The sequence below is a fragment of the Kribbella sp. NPDC050124 genome (genome assembly GCF_044460355.1).
Classification (GTDB): domain Bacteria; phylum Actinomycetota; class Actinomycetes; order Propionibacteriales; family Kribbellaceae; genus Kribbella.
The window spans coordinates 185,970-208,911 of the sequence record NZ_JBITJU010000003.1; the positions used below are offsets into that span (position 1 = coordinate 185,970).

The following is a 22,942-nucleotide window of genomic DNA, read 5'->3' on the forward strand; positions in this document are numbered from 1 at the left end:
CAGTCGCGAGCAGGTGCTCGGGGGTGTAGCTCGGTGTGCCGGGGCGAAGGGCTCGATGCGGAGCATCGTGACCTTTGCACCGGTGCGGCGAGATGCGCCGCCGAGTGCCGCGCAGCACGCCCGGGACAAGAAGCAACCCCCTCGACACCTTCTGGAGTTGCGATGAGGAAACGCCGCACTCTGGCCGCCCTGGCGGCCCTTGCCCTCGCCCTTCCGCTGGCCGCCTGTGGTGGCACGCCGGGGAGCGGCGGTGACGACAAGAAGCTCACCTTCTTCTCCTGGGACGGCGAGGAGACGATGAAGCCGCTGATCGCCAAGTTCGAGGAGCAGAACCCCGGCCTCAAGGTCGAGTTCTCCAACGCCCCGCCGGTCGCGGAGTACATCTCCACGCTGCAGTCGCGGATCCTCGCCGGTACGGCGGCCGACGTGTTCGCGATCGCGGCCGAGAACAAGACGAACCTGATCAACGGCAAGCACGTGGTCGACCTGAAGGACAAGCCGTACCTGAAGAACGTGCCGAAGTTCAACCAGACCACGTACTCCGGCCCGGACGGCGCCGTGTACGGGATGTCGGTCGCGTCCTGGGGCGCCGGGATCCTTTACAACAAGGACCTGCTGGCCAAGGCCGGCGCGACCACGATCCCGCAGACCTGGGACGAGTTCCTTGCCCTGTGCAAGAAGCTGAAGGACGCCGGCGTCACGCCGTACCTGGAGTCCGTGCAGGGCATGTCGACGCCGCTGTCGGCGTTCCTGGGCGCCGAGAACCAGTCCACCGGCGACACCATGGACCAGAAGATCTTCGACGGGTCGGCGAAGTTCAAGGACTACTGGGTCGAGCCGCTGACGCAGTGGTCGCGGCTGTGGTCCGAGGGCCTGGTGACCCGCGGAGTGGTCGGCCTGACCGGTGACCAGGTCCGGACCGAGTTCGCCACCGGCAAGGCGGCGATGATGATCGCCGGGCCGTGGGACGTGCCCGGGGTCCGCAAGGCGGCGCCGAAGCTGAACATCGAGATGGCCCCGATCCCCGGGATCGACGGCGGCAAGCCGTACCTGGCCGGCGCGGCCAGCCCCGGGTACGCGATCAACTCCAAGGCGAAGAACCCCGAGGCGGCGGAGAAGTTCCTCACCTTCCTGGACTCGCCGGAGGCGATGGCGCTGTACCAGAAGGCGACCGGCGCGATCACCGTCACCACCGACTTCGAGCCCACCCTCGACCCGGCGCTGACCCCGATCGTGAAGGACGTCCGGGCCGGCAACGTGTACCTGCCGCAGATCGCCTGGAAGCGGGCCGAGGACATCCTCAACGTCGAGGCGACCGCGCAGCTCCAGCTGCTGGTGCAAGGCAAGGCGACGCCTGAGCAGGTCGCGAACGCCCTCGACACCAAGCTTGCGAGTACGTCGTGACCGCTGGCCTGATCGCCCCGCCCGGGACCTCCACCGAGGTTCCGGGCGGGGCTGCCGGCCGGCCACCGCGGATCAGCTGGGCCCGGGCCCGCGAGACGTCCGCGAACCAGCTGTTCCTGGTGCCGGTCGCGCTGGTCTTCGTGGTGCTCCTGGTGGTGCCGCTGACGCAGACGTTCTACTGGAGCTTCACCGACTTCACCGGTTACTCGGCCGGCGTGAAGTTCGTCGGGTTGTCGAACTACGCCAAGGTGCTGACCGATCCGTCGATGCTGGCCGGTCTCGGGTTCACCCTCGCGTTCACGATCGGTTCGGCGGTGCTGATCACGGTGGTCGCGATTCCGCTGGCCGTCGTGCTGAACAAGAAGTTCTTCGCGCGCAACTTCGTCCGGTCGGTGTTCTTCTTCCCGGCCATCCCGAGTATCGCGATCCTCGGCCTGGTCTGGGGCTACATCCTGTCCCCGCTGGGATCCGGCGTCCTGAACTCGGTGCTGGAGAGCCTGTTCAACGCCGGTCCGTACCCGTGGTTGTCGGACGCGACGCTGGCGCGGCTGTCGGTGATCGTGGTCGCGGTCTGGGGCGGCGCCGGCTGGCACGCGATGCTGTATCTGGCTTACCTGCAGTCGATTCCGTCGGACTACTACGAGGTGGCGACCATCGACGGCGCCTCGGCGCGGCAGCAGTTCTTCCACCTCACGCTGCCGCTGCTGACCCCGGCCATCGTGATCAGCAACTTCCTGCTGATGACCGGCGGGCTCAAGGTCTACGACCTCCCGTACACGCTGACCAAGGGTGGTCCGGGCTACTCGACGTACACGATCACGCAGTCGATCATCACCAGCGGCGTCGCCCAGGGTCGCTACGGCCTCGCGTCGGCGCTGGCCGTCCTGTTCACCATCGCGGTCGGCGTGGTCGCCGTCGCCCAGCTCTGGGTCTCCCGCCGCATCGAACGGAGAGTCCTTTGAAACAACGACGTTCGCCGGTCACCAGTGTGGTGATGATCCTGCTGGCGTGCCTGGTCGGGGTGCCGCTGTACTACATCGTCGTCAACACGCTGAAGACGCAGGAGGAGATGACGCAGTCGCCGTTGGCGTTGCCGACGCAGCTGTTCCTCGGCAACTACCAGCAGATCTACGAGACCGTGCCGCTCGGCCGGAGTTTCGTGAACACGCTGATCGTCACGGTCGCCTCGATCGTGGTGATGCTGTTCGTCGGCTCGACCGCGGCGTACGCGATGGCGATGCGGGCCAGCCGGTTCAACCGGATCTTCGGGGCACTGCTGCTGCTCGGCTTCGTCGTACCGGGGCAGTCGACGCTGATCCCGCTGTACCGGATGCTGGTCGACGTCGAACTGGTCGACACGTTGCGCGGGCTGGTGGTGATCTACACCGGCGGCTCGATCTTCGTGTACTTCCTGATCCAGGGCTACATCAGCCGGCTGCCGTTCGAGATCATCGAGGCGGCCCGGATCGACGGCGCCGGGCCGTTCCAGATCTACTGGCGGATCGTGCTGCCGCTGATCCGGCCGATCCTGGCCACCGTCGGGGTGTTCCAGACGATGTGGATCTGGAACGACTTCATCACCCCGAGCGTGTTCCTCAGCTCGCCGGAGAAGGCGACACTGGTGCTGCAGGTGTACCGCTCGGTCGGCGAGTTCTCCACCGACTGGCCCGGCTTCATGACGATGAGCGTACTGGTGCTGATCCCGATGGTCGTCTTCTTCATCCTGACCCAACGCCACATCGTCGACGGCCTGCTCGCCGGAAGCGTCAAGTCGTGATGCGAGCACCGTCGCCGCTCTCCACCGATCCGGTGCATCTGGCGCCGACCGATCCGACGCTCATCGCCGGACCGGACGGGACGTGGTGGATGTTCTACACCCAGCGCCGTGCGCGCGAGCCCGACGGTGGGACCCGCTGGGTGCACGGCACGGACATCGGCGTGGCCCAGTCGGTCGACGGCGGTCTGACCTGGACGTACGGCGGGGTCGTGGCCGGCCTCGATCCGCATCCGGGCCGCAACGTGTTCCGGGTCGGCGAATACTACTGGATGATCACCGGCGAGTGGCGCGGTCAGGCGGTGTACCGGTCGACCGACCTGACCACCTGGGAGCCGGCCGGCCGAATCCTCGACGAACCGGGATCGCGCTCCCTCGACCGGGGCGTCGGTCACCACGCGGACGTCGTGGTGGGCCGGGACGAGCAGGGGCTCGAGGTCGGCTGGATCTTCTACTTCACCCACCGCACCTTCGCCACCTCAGATCAACACCGCGTCGACAACGGAGTCGATCCGCGGCGGCTGACCGACATCCACGTCGCGGTACTGCGCGCGGACGCGGACCGGCTCGGCTGCGACCGCGACGCACCGGTCGCTCTCGACCTGCGTCGTACTGTCTGAACCACCAGGAAACCAAGGAGACTTAGTTGTCCAAGGCATCGTCGTCGCGGGTCGTGATCGACCTGGACGTTTCCGGTCCGGCGATCAGCCGGCATCTGTACGGGCACTTCGCCGAGCACCTGGGGCGCTGCATCTACGGCGGCTTCTACGTCGGCGAGGACTCCGGCCTGCCGAACGAGGGCGGCATCCGGCTCGACGTCGTCGAGGCCCTGAAGGCGCTGAACATCCCGAACCTGCGCTGGCCGGGTGGCTGCTTCGCCGACGAGTACCACTGGAAGGACGGCATCGGGCCGAAGGCCGACCGGCCGTCGATGATCAACACGCACTGGGGCAACGTCGAGGAGAACAACCACTTCGGCACCCACGAGTTCATGGCGCTGTGCGAGCTGCTCGGCGCCGACCCGTACGTGAACGGCAACGTCGGCAGCGGGACCGTCCAGGAGATGAGCGAGTGGGTCGAGTACCTGACCCGCGACGGTGACAGCCCGATGGTCCGGCAGCGCAAGGCGAACGGCCGGGACGAGCCGTGGAAGGTCCCGTTCTGGGGGGTCGGCAACGAGACCTGGGGCTGCGGCGGCAACATGCGCGCCGAGGCGTACGCCGACCTGGCCCGCCGGTACGCGACGTTCTGCCGCAGCTACGGCGACAACCAGCTCTACCGGATCGCCGCCGGGGCGTCCGACTACGACCTGGTCTGGACCGAGGCGCTGATGAAGGCGATCAGCTGCCTGGGCTGCGGCCGGGAGCCGAAGAACATCTTCCAGGCGATCTCGTTCCACTACTACACGATCGCCGGCAGCTGGGACAGCAAGGGCAGCGCGACCGAGTTCGCCCTCGACGACTACTACCGGACGCTGATCAAGGCGCAGGACATCGACCGGATCATCCGCGGCCACTCCGCGGTGATGGACGCCTACGACCCGGAGCGCAAGGTCGGCCTGGTGCTGGACGAGTGGGGCACCTGGTGGGACGTCGAGCCGGGCACCAACCCCGGGTTCCTGTTCCAGCAGAACGCGCTGCGGGACGCGCTGGTGGCGAGCGTGCACTTCGACGTGTTCCACCGGCACGCGGACCGGCTGGTGATGGCGAACATCGCCCAGACGGTCAACGTGCTGCAGGCGATGGTCCTCACCGACGACGACGGTGGGCTCGTGCTCACCCCGACGTACCACGTGTTCGAGATGAACAAGGGGCACCACGACGCGACGTCGGTCCCGGTGCACCTGGTCGAGCAGCCGGAGCCGTACGAGCTGGACGGCAAGACGATGGACCTGCTGTCCGCGTCGGCCAGCGTGAAGGACGGCAAGGCGCTGATCTCGGTCAGCAACCTGGACCCGAGCTCGCCGGCCGACATCGTCCTGGACCTTCGGGGCGCGGAGGTCCGCAACCCGACCGGTCGGTTGCTCACGGCATCGAAGCCGCAGTCGCACAACACGCCCACCGACCCGGGCGCGGTGGCGCCGGTGCCGCTGACCGACCTGGCAGCGGACCCGCGTGGCCTGCGGGTCACGCTGCCACCGCACTCCTTCGCGACGGTCAGTCTGGACGTGTGACCGGGATCTGGAACTCGTGCACCCAGTTGGCGGGGTTCTCCGGGTCGAACTGCAGAGTCACCTCCCGGGCGTAGCCGTGGCTGCGGTACCCGTTGTCCTCGATCCAGCGGGCCAGCGTCTGCATGCTGCGGTCCGCCTCGATCATGTCTCCTTGGTGCACGATGGTCGCGGCTTGGGCGAGTTCCGGTAGTTCGTGCACGTCGACGTCGGCAACCTTGTCGGCGTCGACGGGTACGGCGGCGTGCACGAGGATCTGGTCGTCCTCGGCGTCCTCGTAGTACGCGACCGGCGAACCGGACGGCATCACGCCGGCGGCGCCGAGGCGGTCCATCAGCTGGCCGAAGAGCGGCTGGATGACCGGGCCGATGTCTTCACCCTCGTAGCTCTTGGCGAGCGCGGTGAGTTGGGCGACCCGAGTCGGGGCGATGCGTTTCAGGACGATGTCGTCGGTGGGCATGTGACCTTCCTTCTCGATCAGACGGAGCCTCGCCTCGACACTGATGAGTTGCGACGCGCTGCGCGCCAGGTCCTCCTCGAGCTGCGCCCGGCGCAGCCGGAGCATGCCGCGCAGCTCCTCGGCGGACAGCTTGGCGTCGACGATCTCGCCCACCTGCTGCAGGCTGAACCCGAGATCCTTGAGCGCGATGATCCGGTTCAGCCGGCTGAGCTGCTCGGCCGAGTAGTGGCGGTACCCGGTCGCGTCGTCGACGACCGCCGGGCGGAGCAGCCCGATCGCGTCGTAGTGCCGGAGCATCCGGGCCGAAACCTGCCCGAACGCCGCGAAGTCTCCGATGGTGAACATGCCCCCACCTTCCGGCTTGACACTGTGTGAAGGTCAAGCATGCAGAAGCCGGTCGGCGCGGGTCGAGTCAGGAGGCGACGCGGGTACGGCGGTCGCGGACCGCGGCGACCGCGAATCCGGTGAGCATCAGGGCGACGCCGCCGGTGCCGAGACCGACGACGACGTCACCGCGGGATTCCAGGCGGGGGTCGCACTGCATCGGCGTGATGCCCTTGTCGGGCTGGAAGACCGAGCCGCAGTCCCGGCCGTCGATCGTGACCGGACGGACGGCGAACACCACCCCGGCGATCAGCAGGACCACACCCACCGCGCCGAGAACCTTGCTCAGCACTTCCCGTCCTGTCGCGCGGTACTCGGGAAGGCAGCCGCAAGGACCGACCACACCTGCCTGGTCAGACCTCGCATATGGCGTTCACGCTCCCTGGTAGCCCGGTAAGATTTGATCAAATCTAACGCAGCTAGTCGTCAGTGCTGAAGCCCGGACCCCACCCCGGATTGAATCTTCACCCAGTTCTAACGAATGGTGGCACCGAACGGTTCAAACGTTAAGTACGGCGACCAGCGAGCCCGCCGCCCGCCCGTTCGCGACGTCGGAAAGCGCCCGGTCGATCCCCTCGAACGGCACGACGGTGGTGTGGGCACGCACCGGTAGCCGCGACACGAGCCGGAACAGCTCCTCACCGTCCCGCCGGGTGTTGGAGGTGACGCTGCGTAGGTCGCGCTCGTGGAAGAGATGGCGCTCATAGTTCAGCGCCGGGACGTCGGTCAGATGGATCCCCGCCACCGAGACCGTCCCGCCGGGCTTCACCGCCTCCAGCGCGTACGGCACCACCTCACCGGCGGGCGCGAACACGATCGCCGAGTCCAGTGGGACGGGCGGTCGATCGGCGGTCTCACCGACGTACGCGGCACCGAGTGAGCGCGCCAACTCCCGGTTCCGCTCGCCGCGGGTCATCACGAACAGCTCGGCACCCTGTGCAGTCGCGAGCTGCGCCGTCAGGTGCGCGCTCGAGCCGAAGCCGTAGATCCCGAGCCGGCCGCCCGGCGGCAGCTTCGCCCGGAGCAGAGCGCGGTAGCCGATGATCCCGGCGCACAGGAACGGCGCCAGTTCCTCGGCCGGGCGGTCGGCCGGCAGCGCATACGCGTAGTCCTGCGGCACGACGGCGTACTCGGCGAAACCGCCGTCCGCGTCCCAGCCCGTGTACGACGACCGCGGGCACAGGTTCTCGGCTCCGGAGCGGCAGAACTCGCACGACCCGCAGGTCCCGCGCAGCCACGCGATCCCGACCCGATCCCCCATCGCGAACCGCTCGGCCCCGACCCCACGCCCAACCACCGATCCCACCACCTGATGCCCAGGTACGACGCCCGGCCGCCGCGGCTCCAGATCCCCCTCACATAGATGCAGGTCCGTCCGGCAGATCCCACACACCTCGACCCGCACAAGCACCTCCCCCGCCCCTGGCTCCGGCACCGTACGGCGAACCCGCTGCAACGGCCCGCCATCGATCGGCCCGGGCCGCTGCACCGCCCACACCGCCATCTGGTCGCCCATACCTCGACCATCCCAGAACTTCAGCCGCCGGTCTCCCGTCGCCACCACGGCTCCTCCTCGTCCGGGTCCGGTGCGTCCGGGTCGTCGAGGTGGTGCAGGCGGTCCTCGGGGATGCGATGGGCAGCGTTCGGCGGCGGCAACCGCCGCAGCGCCGCCTCGTCGAGGTCGGGCGGGCGGCCGGAGTCGTCTGCGTCCATCTGAGCATCCCCTTGCTGTCCTTTCCTCGAAGGTAGGAGCGGGCAGGCTCAAGACACCTTTCAAAACGCTTTCAGGCCACCCGCTGGAGCGCCCGTTCGCGCCGCTCAGCGACCTTCGAGCCAGACTCCCGCCGAGCCATCCGACGCAGTACGACGGGAGCGACGGCCAGCCCGATCATGGCCCAGACGCCGAGCACCGCGGCCGTCTCCAGGTGCCGCCAGGAGGCGTCGATCTCGACCACGACCGCACTGTCGGGCAGCAGCGCCGACCGCATCCCGAGGCCCATCCAGTAGATCGGGCCGAGCTGACCGATCCACGCCAGCCAGTCCGGCAGCGCGGTGATCGGGTAGAAGATGCCGGAGATCGCGATCAGGCCGAGCACCGGGAGCTGGATCAGCCCCTGCGACCGGGCGGTGGTGAAGACCGTGCCCAGGACCGCGCCGATCGGCAGCGTCGCGACCAGGCCGAGCACCAGCACCCAGACCAGGATCAGCCAGCCGACGGCCGAGCCGAGCGCGAGCCCGTCCACGATCAGCAGTCCGGGGATCAGCAGGATGGCCAGGTCGGCGAGCGTCCCACCAGCGACTGAGACGACCTTGCCGACGAGGTAGCCGCGCATCCCGTTGGGAGTCGCCTTGGCCCGCAGCAGGGTGCCGTCCTCGCGGTCCGCGGTGAGCTGCTGGCTCATGCTGACCATGCCCATCGCCGCGTTCATGCCGAGGATGCTCGGCAACGCGAGCGCACCGAGCAGGAACCCGGTGGAGCCGAAATCCCGGTCCCGGAGGAAGAACAACGCGGCCAGCATCAGCACCGGCCAGAGGAAGTGGCTGAACAGCTCGGGCCCGTTGGTGAAGGACTGGCGCAACTCGATCCGGCCGCGCTGCCAGCCGATCCGGACAGCGGGGAGGTTCATGCCACCGGCTCCTTTCCGCGCACCAGCGCGAGATACGTGTCTTCCAGGGAGGCAGGCCGTACCTCGAGGTCGGTGACTCCCGCGCCGTACTGCGTGAAGAGGCCGCGGACGAACTCGGTCGAGTCGGCGGTGGACCGGCGGAACTGCTGTCCGTCGATGCTCCAGCGGACCTCGTCCTCGCCGGCGATCAGCGTGGTCAGCTCGGCCGGTGAACCGGCGGCGACGATCCGGCCGCCGGTGAGGATCAGGATGCGGTGCGCGAGCCTGCTGGCCTCGTCCAGGTCGTGGGTGGTGAGCAGGATCGTGGTCGAGTGCTCGGCGGCGAGTCGCCGTACCAGGTCGTGGAACTCGTGGCGGGCCTGCGGGTCGAAGCCGGTGGTCGGCTCGTCCAGGAACAGCACCTCCGGCCGGCCGACGATGCCGATCGCCACGTCGAGGCGGCGGCGCTGGCCGCCGGAAAGGGTCCTGATCTTCTGGCCGGCGTGGTCGGTGAGGCCGACCGCGGCCAGCAGTTCGTCGGTGTCCCACGGCCGGTGGATGGAACTCGTCGAGTACGGCGCGTAGTACGTGCCGAGGTGATGCAGGAGCTCCCGGACTCGCCAGTTGCCGTGGTCGCGCCAGGACTGCAGCACGATGCCGAGCCGCGACCGCCAGCGCTCGTCCCCGTACGCCGGGTCGACGCCGAGCACCTCGACCGTCCCGGCCGACCGCAGCCGGAATCCCTCCAGGATCTCGATGGTCGTGCTCTTCCCGGCCCCGTTCGGGCCGAGCAGAGCGACGACCTCGCCGTGCCGGGCCCGGAACGAGACGTCGTGCAGGACCTCGGTGTCGCCGTAGCGCATCCGCAGGCCGTCCACCGCCAGCACCATGGGGCGGCTCCTTTCGTTTCCGATTTCCTGAAAGCTACGTTGCGTTCAGACCCCCGGCAACGCGCGCAGCTCGTGATACGCGTGATTTTCTGGGCGAAACCTGGCAATCTGTGCAATGACGATGCGAGCGAATGCAACCGGTCGTTGCAATGAGCTGACGCTGAACGCACCGAGGAGGCGCCGATGCCGGGCGGCAGGCTGACGCACGAGGACCGGCGCCGGATCGCCGAGGGCCTGGAGTCCGGGCTCGGGTACGCCGAGATCGCCCGGGAACTGGACCGTCCGACCTCCACGGTCAGTCGCGAGGTCGCCCGCAACGGCGGCGCCCGTGGCTACCGGGCCGACCACGCGCACTACGCCACCAGCTCACGGGCCCGGCGCAGCAGACCGCCTGGTCGGGACGCAGGACCTGACACAGGACCGGCCGAGGGCGATCGGGCCGTCGTGCAGGACTTCGCCGAGCGGTTCGCCGTGATGATGGTCGACGGCGGCCTGCCGCGGATGGCGGCCCGGGTGCTCGCCCAGCTGTACACGGCCGACACCAGCAGCCTGACCGCGGCGGAGCTGGTCCAGGTCCTCCGGGTCAGCCCGGCGTCGATCTCCAAGGCAGTCGGCTACCTGGAACAGGTCGGCATGATCCACCGCGAGCCCGACGCACGGCGCCGGCTGCAGCACTACATCATCGCCGAAGATGTCTGGGTGCACGCCTGGAAGGTGAGCGCCCGGACCAACCTGAACTGGGCCGAGACCGCCGCCGAAGGCGCCGAACTGCTCGGCGCCGAATCGCCCGCCGGCGGGCGCCTGAGCAAGATGGCGGACTTCTTCCACCGCCTGGGTGAGGACATGGCGGGCGGACCGGCCTTCGAGGTCATCGACGACGCGTTCACAGTGGTCGCCGCACTCCTGCACGCGACCCGTCCGCTCACCGCCGAAGAGCTGACCACCGCCCTTGGCTGGCCGCCTGCTCGCGTCACCGACGCGCTGGTCAACGCGGCCAAGTACGCCGAGTACACCGACCCGGTCGTGCTCGACCAGCCGACGTCAGACACCTACACCGCCGTACCGACTCCGACCCGGCTCTCGCCGGATCAGTTGGCCGCGCTCAGCTAGGCCCCGGGTAGGGGTGCAGCCCGGCCGGGTACTCGTTGCCGTGGGCTACCAACCAGCCGGCCGAGTCGACGATCAGCGCGGCGGTGATGTCGAAGGCGTTCAGGCTGTCGCCGTCCCCCGCCGCCAGGTTGGCCACGTGCCCGCCGGCGAACAGCAGGATCTCGCGGCCGCCGACCCGGTGACGCGTGACCGACGGGATCGCCTGTTCACCGGCGCCCAGGGCCCCGAGGTCGATCTCGTCCGGCGAGTGGCCGGCGTTGACGATCAGGCACCCGTCCTTCAGGCCGCTGATCACGTCCGCGGACACGGTCCCGGTCCGCCCGGTCGCGGTGACCACGATGTCGGCCCGGTCGCCGCCGAGCTCGACGACCTCGAAGCCGTCGTACGACGCGACCAGTGCGCGCGCCGGGTCGACCTCGGCGACTTGCACGATCGCGCCGAGGCCGCGCGCCGTCCGGGCGAGGCCTGCGCCGACCTCGCCGTACCCGGCGACCAGGACGTCGAGGCCGTTCAGGGAGAGCTGGGTCCGGGCAACGACCGTGTGCCAGGTGCTCGTGCCGACCGTGAACCGGTTGTGCAACTGGTTCTTCAGCGGTACGCCGTCCAGGTCGAACACCGGGTAGGACAACGCCAGCGCCGCGACCCGGTTCAGCCCGGTCCGCGTCATCTCGATCCCCGCGACCACGCCGTCGTACCCGCGCGCCGCCGCCTCGACCACGATGTCGCCGCCCATCTCGACCGTATGCGTCGGACGCCACTCGACGCACGCGCCCGGGTCGGTGACCTGGATCCCCCAGGTCTCGACCAGTCGCTGGACGTCGGGTCGGGTCGTCGCCGGGTCGGCTGGATGCACGATCACCGCGGCTCCGGCCTCCCGGTACGCCTGCAGGAACAGCGCCGACTTCAGGTCGAGGTGCGCGGTGACCGCGAGCCGCACGGTCGCCATGTCCGGCAACCGCCCGGCCGCGGCGGCAGTCCGCTGCATCCAGCGCCGCGCCCACGCGAGCCGCTGCTCGAGCTCAACCCCTTGCCACGCAGTCGTCGGAAGGTCCACCCGCTCACGATGTCACACCACCAGCGCGCGCAGCAGGCGGCCGGTGATGAGACCGTCGGCAAGGCCGAGTTCGACCAGGTCGTCGAAGATGGTCTGATCGGCTGCGGCGGCGCGGATACCGGCGTCGAGGACCCGTCCAGAGCGCGTGAGCTGGGCGGTGAGCGCGGTGTGCCGAAGGTGCTTCCCGAGGAGGCGGCTCGTCTGGCGGCGGTACGGCGTACCGGCGTCGGTGCTGTTGTCGTGCAAGGCAGCGGCGACCGCTCGGCCGGCGAGCAGGCCGGTCGCGACGGCGTAGTAGATGCCCTCGCCGGTCATCGGGTTGATCAGCCCGGCGGCGTCGCCGGCGAGCATCACCGGCCCGGGCTGCGGACGCCAGGACCAGCTCGACAGCGGCAGGTGATGACCCCACCAGGACTTCCCGCCCTCGGTTGCTCCCGGTAGTAGCTCCTCCAGATGCGCGAGCAGGTCGGCTCGTGTCGGGCGTGGGCGGCTGGCGGTGAGCTGTTCGCCGTACCCGACGTTCGACCAGCCGTCGCCGCGATCGAAGGACCAGGCGTACGACGGTTGCCGGCCCGGACCGTAAGCGATCACTTGACTCGCCGCCCGCTCCGGCGGTGTCGGCGCGTACCCACGGATCGCGAGTGCGACCGGACCCGGCGGCATCCCGAGATCGCGCCGTACGACGGAATGCGCGCCGTCCGCACCGACGACGAACCGGGCATGGAGCTCACCGTCGACGCTGATGGATCCGTTGGCGATCTGGATCCCGCGGACGCGACGCCGGACCAGGTCGGCCCCGGCTGCCTGGGCTGCTTCGGCGAGCCGCTGGTCGAAGACGGTCCGCGGCACCACCCAGTTCGGCCGGGCCATGTCTCGGTCGACCCCGACCGCGCCCCTGGTCAGCGTGAACCGCCGTACCGGCGTCCAGTCGTCGACGATCCCGGTGACGTCGACCTCGGCCAGCAGATCGAACACGTGCGGCGCGATTCCGTCCCCGCAGGCCTTGTCCCGCGGGAAGTCGTGCCGGTCCAGCAGCAAGACCGACAAGCCGGGATCGACGACCAGCGCCCCCAGCGCCGCCGACGCCCCAGCCGGCCCAGCCCCGACCACCACCAGATCCCACACGACTCCCAGTGTCGCGAAGTGGTAGCGCGCACGCGACCTCCAAGCGGGTCCCAGGCGCACTGTGCCGGGGCTTGCCGATCTCTAGCGTCGACAGGGACTGAGGAGGATCGATGAAACTGCTACTGATCTTGGCGCTGTTGTCAGGTACGGCGCAGGCCACGGAAGAACCACCCGCCATCCAATGGCACCACTGTCAGCTGAACGCCGCCGACGCCGAGGGCGCCGCGCTGGATGAGGCCGGGGCGCAATGTGGTGAGCTGAAAGTTCCGCTGGACTACAGCCGGCCGGACGGGCCGAAGATCTCGATCGCGATGTCGCGGCTGAAGGCGACCGGCGACCGGATCGGTGCGATGGTGCTCAACGACGGCGGTCCGGGTGGTCCCGGGCTGACCATGCCGCTACGGCTGCGGGTTGCGATGAAGGAAGCCGGGTCGCGGTACGACCTGATTGGACTCGACCCGCGGTTCGTCGGCCGCAGTACGCCGGTGGACTGCAAGCTGCCGGCCGCGGGCTGGCCGTGGTCCGGCGGCAGCGACCGGTCGTCGTTCGTGCGCTCCACTCGCCTGCAGGCCGACATCGCCGCGCAGTGTGCCAAGAATGCGGGGCCGGTGCTGCAGTACATCAACACGCGGAACACTGCCCGGGACATCGACCAGGTCCGGATCGCGCTCGGCGAGGACAAGATCTCGTACCTCGGCTACTCGTACGGCACCTATCTCGGCGCGGTCTATCTGCAGCTGTTCCCCGGCCGCACGGATCGGGTCCTGCTGGACGGGCCGATGGATCCGTCGAAGTACGGACCGCAGCTGCTGCGGGAGGTCGGCCCCGCGAACGAGGCGGCGTTGCGGGCCTGGGCGTCCTGGGCGGCTGCGCGGCACTCGACGTACCAGCTGGGTACGACGACCGCGCAGGTGCTGGCCAAGATCGACCGGATCTACCGGGTGACCGCTCAGCAGGGGCTCCGGATCGGGAAGCACACGCTCGACGAAGGCTCGATGCCGATGGTGCTCTTCGGGCCACTCGCGGACGACCGCGATCCGGCCCGGGCGATGTACACCGAGTTCGTGCAGACGTTGCTCAAGGCCACCAATGGACCGGTCGAGCCGAGCGAGGCGCTCGGCGGGTTCCTCGAGCTTTTGCTGACGCCGGCGTTCTCGCAGCTGGTCAGCGCGCAGATCGCGATCCCGTGTGGCGACCGGGCCGTGTCACGGGATCCGCAGACCTACTGGCGCGACATCCAGCAGCACCGACGCGACGAGCCGTACTTCGGTGCGCTGACCCGGATGATCTCGCCGTGCGCCTTCTGGCCGGTGCAGCCGCAGGAGCCGCTGACCCGGATCGCGAACCGGGAGCCGGCCCTGATCGTCGCGGCCGACGGCGACCCGCGGGCAATCTACGCGAACGCCGCGCAACTCCAGAAGGGCCTGACCGAGGCCCGCCTGCTGACCCTGAAGAACGCGCGCAAACACGGCATCTTCGGTGAGTACGGCAACGCCTGCGTCGACGACCGGGTCGTGTCCTACCTGATCAGCGGCCGCCTCCCGGCCACCGACCAGATCTGTTACTGACCCGGACGCCGGCCAGGTTTGTGGGTACGACGGCCGGCGGTACGCCGTACCCGCGGGACCAAGCGGTCGGCGTGACCGGTCGACTCGCTCGAGCTGACCGGACGAGCCTCCTCGAGGTCCACGATCTTCGGCGGCGGCGGGACGTAGATGTGGATCGTCTCCTCGTCGTCCGGTGGTGGTGGCGCCGGAACCGGCACGGGGGCGGCGCGGGCGGCGGACTCCTTGCTCACCCGGGCCCGGGGTGCCGCCGCCACCGCCGCCGCGGCGACCGGGACCCGGACCGGGCGGCGCGGCAGCTTGGTCCGCAGCTCGAGGCCGAGCGCGTCGATCAACTTGCGGACGGCAACGATCGAGATGGCGACCGCGACGACCGTGCAGCCCGCGAACAGCACCGCCTGGCCGCCGGCCGCCCAGTTCGACGGGTCGGTCCGGCGCATCGAGGCGAGCATCGCCACCACGACCACATTCGTGAGGCCGAAGGCGACCGCAACGCCGACGGTGCGCAGCAGCACCGCACGCTCCAGCCCGACGTCGTCGGCCGCCGCGACCAGGCCGGCGATCAGCCCGGCCAGCACCGGCACGGTGTAGACCAGCGCGAGCGTGAGCCCCGGACTCGCGATCAGGTAGAAGACGTCGAAGACCAGGGCGGTACCGGTCAACGCGGCCGCGAAGCAGACGACCATCGGCGGGTACGACCGCACGATGGCCACCGCGTCCGCGGGCACCGTCCTGAACATCCCGAACGCCAAAACCACCGACTCCATCCGTCGTTTCCCCCATTGTGCAACCAGCCGGGGCCCGGCGTGACCATCCCGGGCGGGTGAGTCCTCACCCCGGGCACGGACAGATGAACGACGAACGCCCAGCCGGCGTCACGGCGCAGCCGGCACTTGCCCGGGTTGCCCCGGGCAAGCACCGGCTTCGGTCAGGCGGCGGCGGGGAGCGGGGTCAGCTTGGTGCGGAGGTCGTCCAGGATCTTGCGGAGGACCCGGGACACCTGCATCTGGCTGACGCCGATGTCGCGCCCGATCTCGGACTGGGTCCAGCCCTCGACGAACCGCAACTGCAGGATCCGGCGTTCCCGCGGCCCGAGCCCGGACAGTACCGGCTGCAGCATCTCGACCGTCTCCAGCTGGTCGATGCTGCCGTCCTCGGTGTCGGCGACGACGTCGGCCAGCGTCAGGTCGGCGTCCACGTCCGACGGACGGTCGAGCGACAAGACGTTGAAGCAGCCCTTGGCAGCGAGCGCTTGCTCGACCTCGGCGACCTCGACCTCCAGGTGCTCGGCGATCTCGGCGGGCGTCGGCTCGCGGTTCAGCTGCTGCTCGAGCAGCGGCAGCTTGGTGGCGATCGTGCCCTGCATCTCCTGCAACCGGCGCGGGATCCGCACCGTCCACGCGCAGTCGCGGAAGTAGCGTTTCACCTCGCCCCGGATGGTCGGGATGGCGAACCCGATGAACGGCGTGTCGGCGTCGAGACGGTAGTGGTGGGCGGCCTTCACCAGGCCCAGGTACGCGACCTGCTCCAGGTCGTCCGCCTCGGCCCCGCGGCCTCGAAACCGGCGGGCGATCCCCCGGGCCATCTCGATGTTGAGCTCGACGACCTCTTCGAGCAGCTGTTGCCGCTCTGTTTCGTCGGTGCTGGCAGCCCTGCGTTCCATCAGCTGTCGGGTGGCTGCTTCCCGGGCGGCCCGATCGGCCGCGGTCGAACAATGAACAGGAACCTGCTGTTCTACGGTGACCATTGGTATGACCTCGCGACGGTGAGTCACGGCGTGGCACGTTTCTGGACCACGGTCATGCCTGCCCCAAGCCTGTACCCACCGGCCGGGATGTCATGCACGGCTCTGCGTGCGCAACGATCCGCTCGGTGGTTCCGGACGGTCCGGCCCCGTCGCCGGGCGCCGGGTCGAGGAGCCGGATCGCGCTGCCGGTCCGGTCCGCGAACACCGCGTACCGGCCGAGTGGACTGTCCGCGGGGCTGAGCAGCCAGTCGAGCTCGCGATGGTCCTCGAAGAAGGTGTCGATGTCGCCCACGTCGTACACGCCGCCGGCGCCGAGCGCTCCCTCCGCTGGGTCGCGGACCAGGGCGATGGTGGGCCGGTGGCCGCGGAGCCCGAGCAACGCGGTGTCGTCACTGGGCCAGGCGATCGGTTCCAGGCCCAGGTCCCGGTAGTAGTCCACACTGGCTTCCAGGTGCTCGACCGGGCGAAGTTCGAACAACAGTTTCATCATCGGTCAGCCTCGTCTGTGCTAGCGGTCCGGCCGTGGCCGTGGTGGCGGTTCCGGCCGGAACAGCGGGCCTCGTCGGTGCGGGCGCCGATCTCGGTGATCCGGTCGGCCAGCGCCCCGTGATCCTTGCCGAGTTGCGCGCCCGCGGCAGCCAGCGGCGCGAGCAACGCGGCCGAGTCATTGTTGCCAAGGGCATCGTGTACGGCGTCGACCCGGGCCTGCGCCGTACCGTCCAGCCCGTCGAGTGCCGCGACCTGCCCGGCGAGCCGGCGGAGATCGGCGGCGTTGTCGCGGGCCCAGCTCGCGACCGCGCGGTCGCCGGCCCGCTCGTCCCGGGCCGCCTGCACCCGTTGCTCGCCGTTCAGTTCCGGCTGGGACGCGTGCGGGTTGAGCCGCAGGTAACGCCGCTCGGCCGCTTGCCGGCTGGTGACGCCGAGCACCGGCGCCAGCCGGATCCAGCTGATCCCGGCGGCCCGGGCCGCCTCGATCAGCCGCGGTTCCCAGCCGTTCAGCCGCTCCCGCAACTCCCGCAGCAGGACGAGTGCTTCCAGCACCTCGTCCGCGGCGGAATCGCCCTCCACCCAGGGGACGTTCGGGGCGGAGGGCAATCTTTCCAGCACGTCCAGCAGGAGTTCCAGCGCCGCCGCCGGAGCGGGACCGGTTCCGTCAGGCTGCGGCATCGGCACTCCTGTCAGGCGTCGAAATCTCAGGCGTCGAGCTGCTTGCTGTCGCCGACGGTCTCCCCGGTGACGGTTCGGCTGCCGGTGTCGCCGCCGGCGATCGCGATCTTGCGCGGCTTGGCCTGCGCGGCAACGGGGATCGTCAAGGTCAGGACGCCGTTCTCGTACGACGCGCTGATCCGGTCGGCGTCGAGCGTGTCGCCCAGGAACAACTGCCGTGAGAACACCCCGAGCGGCCGCTCCGCGACCTGCATCTCGACGCCCTCGTCCAAGGCCGCCGGACGGCGCTCGGCCTTCACGGTCAGCACGTTCCGCTCGACGTCGAGATCGATGGCGTCCGGGCTCACCCCGGGCAGGTCGAACACGATCACGTACTCGTCACCGGACCGGTAGGCGTCCATCGGCATCGGGCTCGGCCGCGACCAGGTACCCGGTGTCACCGCACCGGTCAGCTGCTGGGCGAGCCGGTCGAGCTCCCGGAACGGGTCAGTGCGCATCAACATCGTTTCCACCTCCACCATTCGTCGACATTCGGTGTCAACACGCACCTCTTGATATAGCATGTCATCGATCCGTTGACAAGATCGATGTCAGCATTTCGTTGACACTGCGTCGATGCTGGGTACAGGCCGCCCATGACGGAGAACGAGTGGTTGATTCGGGCGCCGGTGGCCGACGTGTTCGCGATCCTGACCGACGGGTGGACGTACGCCGCCTGGGTGGTCGGAGCATCCCGGGTGCGGGACGTCGAGGAGGGGTTCCCGCAGCCCGGTCGCAGCCTGCACCACTCGGTCGGGATCTGGCCGCTGGTCATCGACGACACCACGACAGTCGAGCAGTACGAACCACTGCGTTTTCTGCAACTCCGCGTGCGCGCCTGGCCCACCGGCGAGGGGCAGGTGGAGTTCGTCGCCACCGACCGTGACGGCGACTGCCACCTGGTGATGCGCGAGCAGGCCGTCAAGGGACCGGCCGCCGCGCTCCCGCACAGCCTGATCGACCCGGTCCTGAGTGTCCGCAACCACGAGACCCTCCGCCGGCTCGCACTACTCGCGGAGCGGAAGCACTGAGATCGCCCCAGGCGGGTACCGGAACCACATGACGACGCAAGGTTCCGTGTGGCTCGCGACCGCAACGATTCCGCAGTACGACGGGATCCTCGCCGACAAGCACGCCGACGTGGTCGTGGTCGGTGGTGGCGTGATCGGGCTGACCACCGCGTTGTACCTCCAGCAGGAGGGCGCGGACGTCGTACTGCTGGAAGCCGGCCGGGTCGGCGGGCGGACCAGCGGCAACACCACCGGGAAGGTCACGTCCCAGCACGGTGCGATCTACGCCGACCTGCTCGACCGGCACGGTCCCGGCAAGGCGGGCCAGTACGCGACCGCCAACCAGGCCGCCGTCGAGGAGGTCGCCGCACTGGTGGACCGACTCGGTATCGACTGCGAACTCACTCGTACGCCGGCCTTCGTCTACTCGTCGACACCCGACTCCACGCTTCGCCGCGAGGCCGATGTCGCGGCCGCATTCGGGCTCCCGGCCCGCTTCGCCCACCCGGACGAGCTCGACCTGCCGTTGAAGGTCGCCGAGGTCGTGTGCTTCGACGACCAACTCCAGCTCCATCCGGCCCGCTACCTGGCCGGCCTCGCGACCGCGTTCACCCAGGCCGGCGGCCGGATCTTCGATAACAGCCGGGTGACCGAGCTGAACACCGACCACGACATCCAGGCAGTCACCGCGCAGGGTCCTCTGGTCCGCGCCAACCACGCGATCGTGGCGACCTTGCTGCCGATCGGGCTCACCGGCGGGTACTTCGCGCGTACCCGTCCCAGTCAGTCGCAGGGCATCGCCGTACGCCTGCCGATCGAAGCGCCGCGTGGGATGGCAATCTCCGTCGACGCGCCCGTGCGGTCCACCCGTCCCTGGCCGGGCGGTGGCCCGAACGGGCTGATCGTCGTCGGCAATGACGAGGACAGCGACGCCGAATCGGCGTACCAGAGCCTGGTCGACTGGGTCGGCGAGGCGTGGGGCTTCGAGGCCGTGCCGGAGTACCGCTGGTCGGCGCACGACTACAGCACGCCGGACCTGCTCCCGTTCGTCGGCAAGGCCCCGGGGACGCCGGCTCTGGTTGCCACCGGCATGCACAAGTGGGGCCTGACCAACGGAACCGTTGCCGCCGGCATCCTCCGCGACCTGGTCCTCGACCGCGACAACCCGACGGCGAGCCTGTACGACGCCGGCCGGATCGGCGACGTGCAGGCAGTGGCGAAATTGGTGAAGGACAACCTCCACGTCGGCAAGGAGTTCGCGAGCGGACACCTGGGCCGGTTGAAGGGCGGACTCGACCACCTCGAGATCGGCCAGGGCGGCCTGCTCACGCTCGCCGACGGCAGCACCGTCGGCGCCTACCGCGACCACGAAGGCGAACTCCACACCGTCGACCCCGTCTGCACCCACCTCGGCTGCCCCCTGCGCTGGAACCCCGCCGACACCACCTGGGACTGCAACTGCCACGGCTCCCGCTTCAGCTACACCGGACGGAATCTCGACGGACCGGCCACCAAGCCGCTGACCTGACTGCCGGACATGCGAAAGGCGCGCGGCCCGTAGTCGGGACGCGCGCCTTTCGGGGGTGCTGGGGTCAGATTTCCTTCTTGGCGATGCCTGCCATCAGGATGCGCTGCCAGGGCTGCAGGTCCTCGACGGCCGGAACCTCGGCCTCGGGGTCCTCCGGGAACCAGCGGGCCAGGAAGTCCAGGCCCGGCGGGATCAGCGGCATGCCGAGGAAGTGCTGCTCGATCCGCTCCGGGGTCCGGATCCAGCCGTTGCCGAGGCTCTCCAGGCCGGCCCGCTCCATCCCCTTCTGCAGCGGCTCACCGGTGTCGACGAAGTCGGTGATGAACAGGTAGCTGCCCGGGACGAGCTTGTTCATGATCGTCCGGACCCACTCGTCCGGCTTCTCGTCGTCGTGGAAGTGCATGTGCAGGCCGACGATCATCAGCGCCACCGGACGGTCGAAGTCCAGGTGGTCGTTGATCTCCGGGTTGTCCAGGATCTCCTGGGGCTGCCGCAGGTCGGCGGTCACCACGATGGTGCTGTTGTTCGTCGCCAGCAGCGCCCGGCCGTGCGCGAGCACGATCGGGTCGTTGTCGACGTACGCGACCTTGGCGTTCGGGTTGATGTCCTGCGCCGCCTCGTGGGTGTTCTTCTGCGTCGGCAGGCCACTGCCGATGTCGAGGAACTGGTCGATACCGGCCTGGCGGGCCAGGTACTGCACACCCTTGACCAGCGCCTGCCGGTTCTCGATCGCACAGCGACCGGCGTCCGGGACGTACTTCAGGTAGAGCCCCGCGCCTTCCCGGTCGGCGGCGAAGTTGTCTTTACCACCAAGCAGGGCGTCGTAGACGCGAGCGATGGTCGGTTGGGAAGTGTCGAACTCCGGGTTCGGATCCGAAGTGTCGGAAGTCGCCATCGGCGCAGCCTTCGTGTCGGGGAATTCTGGATTTGTCATCGTAGGGCAGTTGCAGACCTGTTGGAGCACTGGTTGGTCCTTGCGGCTCCGGTTGGTCCGAACGTCGGTCGAAGCAACCGCTCGATTCCCTGATTCGTCAAGCAGAGAAGCCTTTTCGGATCACCCGCAGGTCCTGACAAACCAACCACCCGCCAGCCTCCACCCCCTACTTTCCCCACCCCACAACACCCCAACCACACCACCTCTCAGTACTACTGCCAACACCCGTCTCCAGCCGCAGCACCTCGCCAGAGCCGAACCGCCAACAGACGACCGAGGCAGCCGCCGCAGGCGGTCGCAGGGCAGGGCCGCGCGCGCTGAGCCGCCGCAGGCGGATGCAGGCGGCAGAACCGCCCAGCCGGCGGCTCGGGCGGTGGCGGCCTTCGTGGTCGCTGGCAGGTTGTGCAGCACGTCAGCGGTCAAACAACCCGCCAGCCGACCTGCAGTGGTCGAGCGGCCCGTCGGCTGCATTGAGTCGAGCAGGTGCTGTGGGACGAGGTGGTGGGTGCCAGGGTGGCCGGCGCAGCCGGGCCGGGGTTCCGCCGCACGCGGAGGCGGGGGCGGAGGCCCGGCGGCACCGCGCCCACGCGGAAGCAGGCGGCGGCACCGCCGCAGGCGGTTTCGGCACAGGTGGCATGTGCCCATCCGGCCTGTCGCTCCGGGGGAAACGGTCACGTCGGGCGACTGCTGACGTCACCTGTGAGCAGGTTTTGAGCACGCGGGGTAACGGTGCGGACACATCGGCGCCAAGCGTGTACGATGCAAATGCAAGGCCAAATGCACGTGCATATGCCAAAGACGTACGGAAGGTGCAGCTGATGACTGCTGTCTACAACGGCATGCCCGGCGACTCGATCACCGAGCTGAACTGGCGGAAGAGTCAGCGGAGTGGCCCGAACGGCAACTGCGTAGAGGTTGCGAAGCTGCCGGGCGGCGGCGTGGCGATGCGGAACTCGCGTCACACCGATGGACCGGCGCTGGTGTTCACCAAGGCCGAGATCGAGGCGTTCCTCGGCGGTGTCCACGACGGGGAGTTCGACGACCTCGCCTGAACTCCACCGGAAGCAAGAGACCCCTTCGCCAGGCGAGTGACGAAGGGGTCTCTTCTTGTGTGCGGCGACTCAGCACGGATCAAGCAGACATGAGTACGGCGCCCCGCCGCGGACGCCGAGCGCGTCCGGCAGAGCGCCGTACTGAACTGTAAGAGAACAGCAAAGGCCGACCCTCCGGCAAGGGTCGGCCTTGGTCTGTGGTTGGGGCGGCGGCGACTACTGAACCGTGAGCGGCCAGAGCTGCTCACTCGGCAGCTCGGACGCCGTCCCGCCGGCCGAATTGTCAACGGTGATTCGCAAACCGGTGAACTTCGGCGTCATCACCCGCTGGTACCGCGATGCGCGGTCGGGCTCGGCAAGGTACTCGGCGATCAGGTGGTCTCCCAGCCAGATCCGCACCATCTTTCGGCCTCCTGCTGCTCTGTCGGTGGTCATGGGGCCAAGCTCACGATCGGGTCGCCGTCGAGTTGACGGACGCCGCGCAGCCAGCCCTCGAAGGCCCAGCGCTGTTGCTCGGGGCAACGCGCGACCAGCTCCTGGATCTCCCGCTCGGTCAGCTCGTCGGGCGCGCGTCCGCTGATCTCCGCGGCGCGTTCGGCTGCCTCACTGTCGTCGTCAGTCATCGACTCGGGTTCCCCAACCAGTCGTGCCGGCGCTTGCGCCCCGGCGGTCTGTAGGACCGGCCTGCCGGATCACGCGATGTCACTTTTCGCGAGATTCAGCTCACCTTCTGTGCATGAATCAATCATGGCGTCGGCACGCTGCGAATGCAAGCGTCGGATGCACGTGCATCCGCACGTTTTCCACTTCGTGACCCGAAAACCTGGTTTTCCGCCTGCGAACGGCGGGCCGGCGGCCCGACGAACACTGTTCGACCAGCCTCTCGATCGTTAATTTGTCATGACAAAGATGATCTGCCGGAC

General features: G+C 69.0%; 26 protein-coding genes. 10 read left to right on the plus strand and 16 right to left on the minus strand.

Features of this window, described 5'->3' with window-relative positions; all coding sequences use genetic code 11:
* The first annotated feature begins 162 nt into the window (after positions 1 to 162).
* The 5 genes from ACIBL3_RS10595 to ACIBL3_RS10615 are packed head-to-tail and all read left to right on the plus strand — an operon-like array spanning position 163 to position 5,351.
* Entirely contained in the window at positions 163 to 1,404 is a 1,242-nt protein-coding gene (locus ACIBL3_RS10595) for an ABC transporter substrate-binding protein (RefSeq protein ID WP_396353032.1), read from the plus strand.
* A complete protein-coding gene (locus ACIBL3_RS10600) occupies positions 1,401 to 2,366 on the plus strand; it encodes a carbohydrate ABC transporter permease (protein WP_396353033.1) in 966 nt (321 codons plus the stop codon). The genes ACIBL3_RS10595 and ACIBL3_RS10600 overlap by 4 nt, the downstream gene beginning before the upstream one ends.
* A complete protein-coding gene (locus ACIBL3_RS10605) occupies positions 2,363 to 3,181 on the plus strand; it encodes a carbohydrate ABC transporter permease (RefSeq protein ID WP_396353034.1) in 819 nt (272 codons plus the stop codon). Before ACIBL3_RS10600 ends, ACIBL3_RS10605 begins: the two co-directional genes overlap by 4 nt.
* Positions 3,178 to 3,798: a hypothetical protein gene (locus ACIBL3_RS10610; protein ID WP_396353035.1), complete on the plus strand. Its 621-nt coding sequence runs from the start codon at positions 3,178 to 3,180 to the stop codon at positions 3,796 to 3,798. Before ACIBL3_RS10605 ends, ACIBL3_RS10610 begins: the two co-directional genes overlap by 4 nt.
* Positions 3,799 to 3,824: 26 nt before the next feature.
* Positions 3,825 to 5,351 (plus strand): alpha-N-arabinofuranosidase, encoded by a 1,527-nt coding sequence (locus ACIBL3_RS10615; protein ID WP_396353036.1) that lies wholly within the window; start codon positions 3,825 to 3,827, stop codon positions 5,349 to 5,351.
* Here the strand turns inward: ACIBL3_RS10615 and ACIBL3_RS10620 are convergent.
* The 6 genes from ACIBL3_RS10620 to ACIBL3_RS10645 form a co-directional block, all read right to left on the minus strand.
* A complete protein-coding gene (locus ACIBL3_RS10620; RefSeq protein ID WP_396353037.1) occupies positions 5,335 to 6,153 on the minus strand; it encodes a MerR family transcriptional regulator in 819 nt (272 codons plus the stop codon). The two genes, ACIBL3_RS10615 and ACIBL3_RS10620, sit on opposite strands and share 17 nt — an antisense overlap.
* A 67-nt stretch (positions 6,154 to 6,220) precedes the next feature.
* Positions 6,221 to 6,484, minus strand: coding sequence for a hypothetical protein (locus ACIBL3_RS10625; RefSeq protein ID WP_396353038.1), 264 nt, complete (start codon positions 6,482 to 6,484; stop codon positions 6,221 to 6,223).
* A 207-nt stretch (positions 6,485 to 6,691) separates the two neighbouring features.
* Positions 6,692 to 7,753 carry a zinc-dependent alcohol dehydrogenase family protein gene (locus ACIBL3_RS10630; protein WP_396353039.1) on the minus strand — a complete coding sequence of 354 codons (1,062 nt, stop codon included), beginning with the start codon at positions 7,751 to 7,753 and terminating at the stop codon, positions 6,692 to 6,694.
* A complete protein-coding gene (locus ACIBL3_RS10635) occupies positions 7,729 to 7,905 on the minus strand; it encodes a hypothetical protein (protein ID WP_396353040.1) in 177 nt (58 codons plus the stop codon). Before ACIBL3_RS10635 ends, ACIBL3_RS10630 begins: the two co-directional genes overlap by 25 nt.
* A gap of 71 nt (positions 7,906 to 7,976) precedes the next feature.
* Complete coding sequence (locus ACIBL3_RS10640; RefSeq protein ID WP_396353041.1) at positions 7,977 to 8,819, minus strand: ABC transporter permease; 843 nt, start codon at positions 8,817 to 8,819, stop codon at positions 7,977 to 7,979.
* Complete coding sequence (locus tag ACIBL3_RS10645; protein WP_396353042.1) at positions 8,816 to 9,688, minus strand: ABC transporter ATP-binding protein; 873 nt, start codon at positions 9,686 to 9,688, stop codon at positions 8,816 to 8,818. The genes ACIBL3_RS10640 and ACIBL3_RS10645 overlap by 4 nt, the downstream gene beginning before the upstream one ends.
* A 183-nt stretch (positions 9,689 to 9,871) precedes the next feature.
* Between ACIBL3_RS10645 and ACIBL3_RS10650 the strand changes: the two genes are divergently transcribed.
* Positions 9,872 to 10,798: a MarR family transcriptional regulator gene (locus tag ACIBL3_RS10650; protein WP_396353043.1), complete on the plus strand. Its 927-nt coding sequence runs from the start codon at positions 9,872 to 9,874 to the stop codon at positions 10,796 to 10,798.
* Here the strand turns inward: ACIBL3_RS10650 and ACIBL3_RS10655 are convergent.
* Both ACIBL3_RS10655 and ACIBL3_RS10660 read right to left on the minus strand, forming a co-directional pair.
* Entirely contained in the window at positions 10,791 to 11,852 is a 1,062-nt protein-coding gene (locus tag ACIBL3_RS10655) for a hypothetical protein (RefSeq protein WP_396353044.1), read from the minus strand. The genes ACIBL3_RS10650 and ACIBL3_RS10655 overlap by 8 nt on opposite strands.
* A gap of 12 nt (positions 11,853 to 11,864) precedes the next feature.
* Positions 11,865 to 12,977 (minus strand): NAD(P)/FAD-dependent oxidoreductase, encoded by a 1,113-nt coding sequence (locus tag ACIBL3_RS10660; RefSeq protein ID WP_396353045.1) that lies wholly within the window; start codon positions 12,975 to 12,977, stop codon positions 11,865 to 11,867.
* A gap of 110 nt (positions 12,978 to 13,087) precedes the next feature.
* Here ACIBL3_RS10660 and ACIBL3_RS10665 point away from each other — a divergent pair, with 110 nt between their 5' ends.
* A complete protein-coding gene (locus tag ACIBL3_RS10665) occupies positions 13,088 to 14,545 on the plus strand; it encodes an alpha/beta hydrolase (protein WP_396353046.1) in 1,458 nt (485 codons plus the stop codon).
* On the opposite strand, the gene ACIBL3_RS10670 is transcribed toward ACIBL3_RS10665, so the two are convergent.
* The 5 genes from ACIBL3_RS10670 to ACIBL3_RS10690 form a co-directional block, all read right to left on the minus strand.
* Positions 14,539 to 15,309: a hypothetical protein gene (locus tag ACIBL3_RS10670; RefSeq protein ID WP_396353047.1), complete on the minus strand. Its 771-nt coding sequence runs from the start codon at positions 15,307 to 15,309 to the stop codon at positions 14,539 to 14,541. The two genes, ACIBL3_RS10665 and ACIBL3_RS10670, sit on opposite strands and share 7 nt — an antisense overlap.
* A 161-nt stretch (positions 15,310 to 15,470) precedes the next feature.
* A complete protein-coding gene (locus ACIBL3_RS10675; RefSeq protein WP_396353048.1) occupies positions 15,471 to 16,205 on the minus strand; it encodes a SigB/SigF/SigG family RNA polymerase sigma factor in 735 nt (244 codons plus the stop codon).
* Between the two features lie 136 nt (positions 16,206 to 16,341).
* Entirely contained in the window at positions 16,342 to 16,779 is a 438-nt protein-coding gene (locus ACIBL3_RS10680) for a VOC family protein (protein ID WP_396353049.1), read from the minus strand.
* Entirely contained in the window at positions 16,776 to 17,456 is a 681-nt protein-coding gene (locus ACIBL3_RS10685) for a hypothetical protein (RefSeq protein ID WP_396353050.1), read from the minus strand. Before ACIBL3_RS10685 ends, ACIBL3_RS10680 begins: the two co-directional genes overlap by 4 nt.
* Before the next feature lie 26 nt (positions 17,457 to 17,482).
* Positions 17,483 to 17,959: an Hsp20/alpha crystallin family protein gene (locus tag ACIBL3_RS10690; protein WP_396353051.1), complete on the minus strand. Its 477-nt coding sequence runs from the start codon at positions 17,957 to 17,959 to the stop codon at positions 17,483 to 17,485.
* 132 nt (positions 17,960 to 18,091) lie between these two features.
* On the opposite strand from ACIBL3_RS10690, the gene ACIBL3_RS10695 reads away from it, so the two are divergent.
* Positions 18,092 to 18,526 (plus strand): SRPBCC family protein, encoded by a 435-nt coding sequence (locus ACIBL3_RS10695; RefSeq protein ID WP_396353052.1) that lies wholly within the window; start codon positions 18,092 to 18,094, stop codon positions 18,524 to 18,526.
* 1 nt (position 18,527) lies between these two features.
* Complete coding sequence (locus ACIBL3_RS10700; RefSeq protein WP_396353357.1) at positions 18,528 to 20,033, plus strand: FAD-dependent oxidoreductase; 1,506 nt, start codon at positions 18,528 to 18,530, stop codon at positions 20,031 to 20,033.
* A gap of 64 nt (positions 20,034 to 20,097) precedes the next feature.
* Here the strand turns inward: ACIBL3_RS10700 and ACIBL3_RS10705 are convergent, their stop codons facing one another.
* Positions 20,098 to 20,928, minus strand: a complete 831-nt coding sequence (locus ACIBL3_RS10705; RefSeq protein ID WP_396353053.1) for an SAM-dependent methyltransferase — start codon at positions 20,926 to 20,928, stop codon at positions 20,098 to 20,100.
* Positions 20,929 to 21,785: 857 nt separating this feature from the next.
* On the opposite strand from ACIBL3_RS10705, the gene ACIBL3_RS10710 reads away from it, so the two are divergent.
* On the plus strand, positions 21,786 to 22,019 hold the full coding sequence (locus ACIBL3_RS10710) for a DUF397 domain-containing protein (protein ID WP_396353054.1): 234 nt from the start codon (positions 21,786 to 21,788) through the stop codon (positions 22,017 to 22,019).
* Positions 22,020 to 22,235: 216 nt separating this feature from the next.
* Here the strand turns inward: ACIBL3_RS10710 and ACIBL3_RS10715 are convergent, their stop codons facing one another.
* Both ACIBL3_RS10715 and ACIBL3_RS10720 read right to left on the minus strand, forming a co-directional pair.
* Complete coding sequence (locus tag ACIBL3_RS10715; RefSeq protein ID WP_396353055.1) at positions 22,236 to 22,421, minus strand: hypothetical protein; 186 nt, start codon at positions 22,419 to 22,421, stop codon at positions 22,236 to 22,238.
* A gap of 29 nt (positions 22,422 to 22,450) precedes the next feature.
* Positions 22,451 to 22,642 (minus strand): hypothetical protein, encoded by a 192-nt coding sequence (locus tag ACIBL3_RS10720; protein WP_396353056.1) that lies wholly within the window; start codon positions 22,640 to 22,642, stop codon positions 22,451 to 22,453.
* Positions 22,643 to 22,942: the final 300 nt, after the last annotated feature.

Excerpts from the sequence above, each read along its gene's own strand:
- ACIBL3_RS10595 (WP_396353032.1), top strand. The coding sequence starts at position 163 with ATGAGGAAACGCCGCACTCTGGCCGCCCTGGCGGCCCTTGCCCTCGCC.
- ACIBL3_RS10620 (WP_396353037.1), bottom strand. The coding sequence starts at position 6,153 with ATGTTCACCATCGGAGACTTCGCGGCGTTCGGGCAGGTTTCGGCCCGG.
- ACIBL3_RS10635 (WP_396353040.1), bottom strand. The coding sequence starts at position 7,905 with ATGGACGCAGACGACTCCGGCCGCCCGCCCGACCTCGACGAGGCGGCG.
- ACIBL3_RS10640 (WP_396353041.1), bottom strand. The coding sequence starts at position 8,819 with ATGAACCTCCCCGCTGTCCGGATCGGCTGGCAGCGCGGCCGGATCGAG.
- ACIBL3_RS10645 (WP_396353042.1), bottom strand. The coding sequence starts at position 9,688 with ATGGTGCTGGCGGTGGACGGCCTGCGGATGCGCTACGGCGACACCGAG.
- ACIBL3_RS10650 (WP_396353043.1), top strand. The coding sequence starts at position 9,872 with ATGCCGGGCGGCAGGCTGACGCACGAGGACCGGCGCCGGATCGCCGAG.
- ACIBL3_RS10665 (WP_396353046.1), top strand. The coding sequence starts at position 13,088 with ATGAAACTGCTACTGATCTTGGCGCTGTTGTCAGGTACGGCGCAGGCC.
- ACIBL3_RS10670 (WP_396353047.1), bottom strand. The coding sequence starts at position 15,309 with ATGGAGTCGGTGGTTTTGGCGTTCGGGATGTTCAGGACGGTGCCCGCG.
- ACIBL3_RS10675 (WP_396353048.1), bottom strand. The coding sequence starts at position 16,205 with ATGGAACGCAGGGCTGCCAGCACCGACGAAACAGAGCGGCAACAGCTG.
- ACIBL3_RS10680 (WP_396353049.1), bottom strand. The coding sequence starts at position 16,779 with ATGATGAAACTGTTGTTCGAACTTCGCCCGGTCGAGCACCTGGAAGCC.
- ACIBL3_RS10685 (WP_396353050.1), bottom strand. The coding sequence starts at position 17,456 with ATGCCGCAGCCTGACGGAACCGGTCCCGCTCCGGCGGCGGCGCTGGAA.
- ACIBL3_RS10690 (WP_396353051.1), bottom strand. The coding sequence starts at position 17,959 with ATGTTGATGCGCACTGACCCGTTCCGGGAGCTCGACCGGCTCGCCCAG.
- ACIBL3_RS10695 (WP_396353052.1), top strand. The coding sequence starts at position 18,092 with ATGACGGAGAACGAGTGGTTGATTCGGGCGCCGGTGGCCGACGTGTTC.
- ACIBL3_RS10705 (WP_396353053.1), bottom strand. The coding sequence starts at position 20,928 with ATGGCGACTTCCGACACTTCGGATCCGAACCCGGAGTTCGACACTTCC.
- ACIBL3_RS10710 (WP_396353054.1), top strand. The coding sequence starts at position 21,786 with ATGACTGCTGTCTACAACGGCATGCCCGGCGACTCGATCACCGAGCTG.
- ACIBL3_RS10715 (WP_396353055.1), bottom strand. The coding sequence starts at position 22,421 with ATGGTGCGGATCTGGCTGGGAGACCACCTGATCGCCGAGTACCTTGCC.
- ACIBL3_RS10720 (WP_396353056.1), bottom strand. The coding sequence starts at position 22,642 with ATGACTGACGACGACAGTGAGGCAGCCGAACGCGCCGCGGAGATCAGC.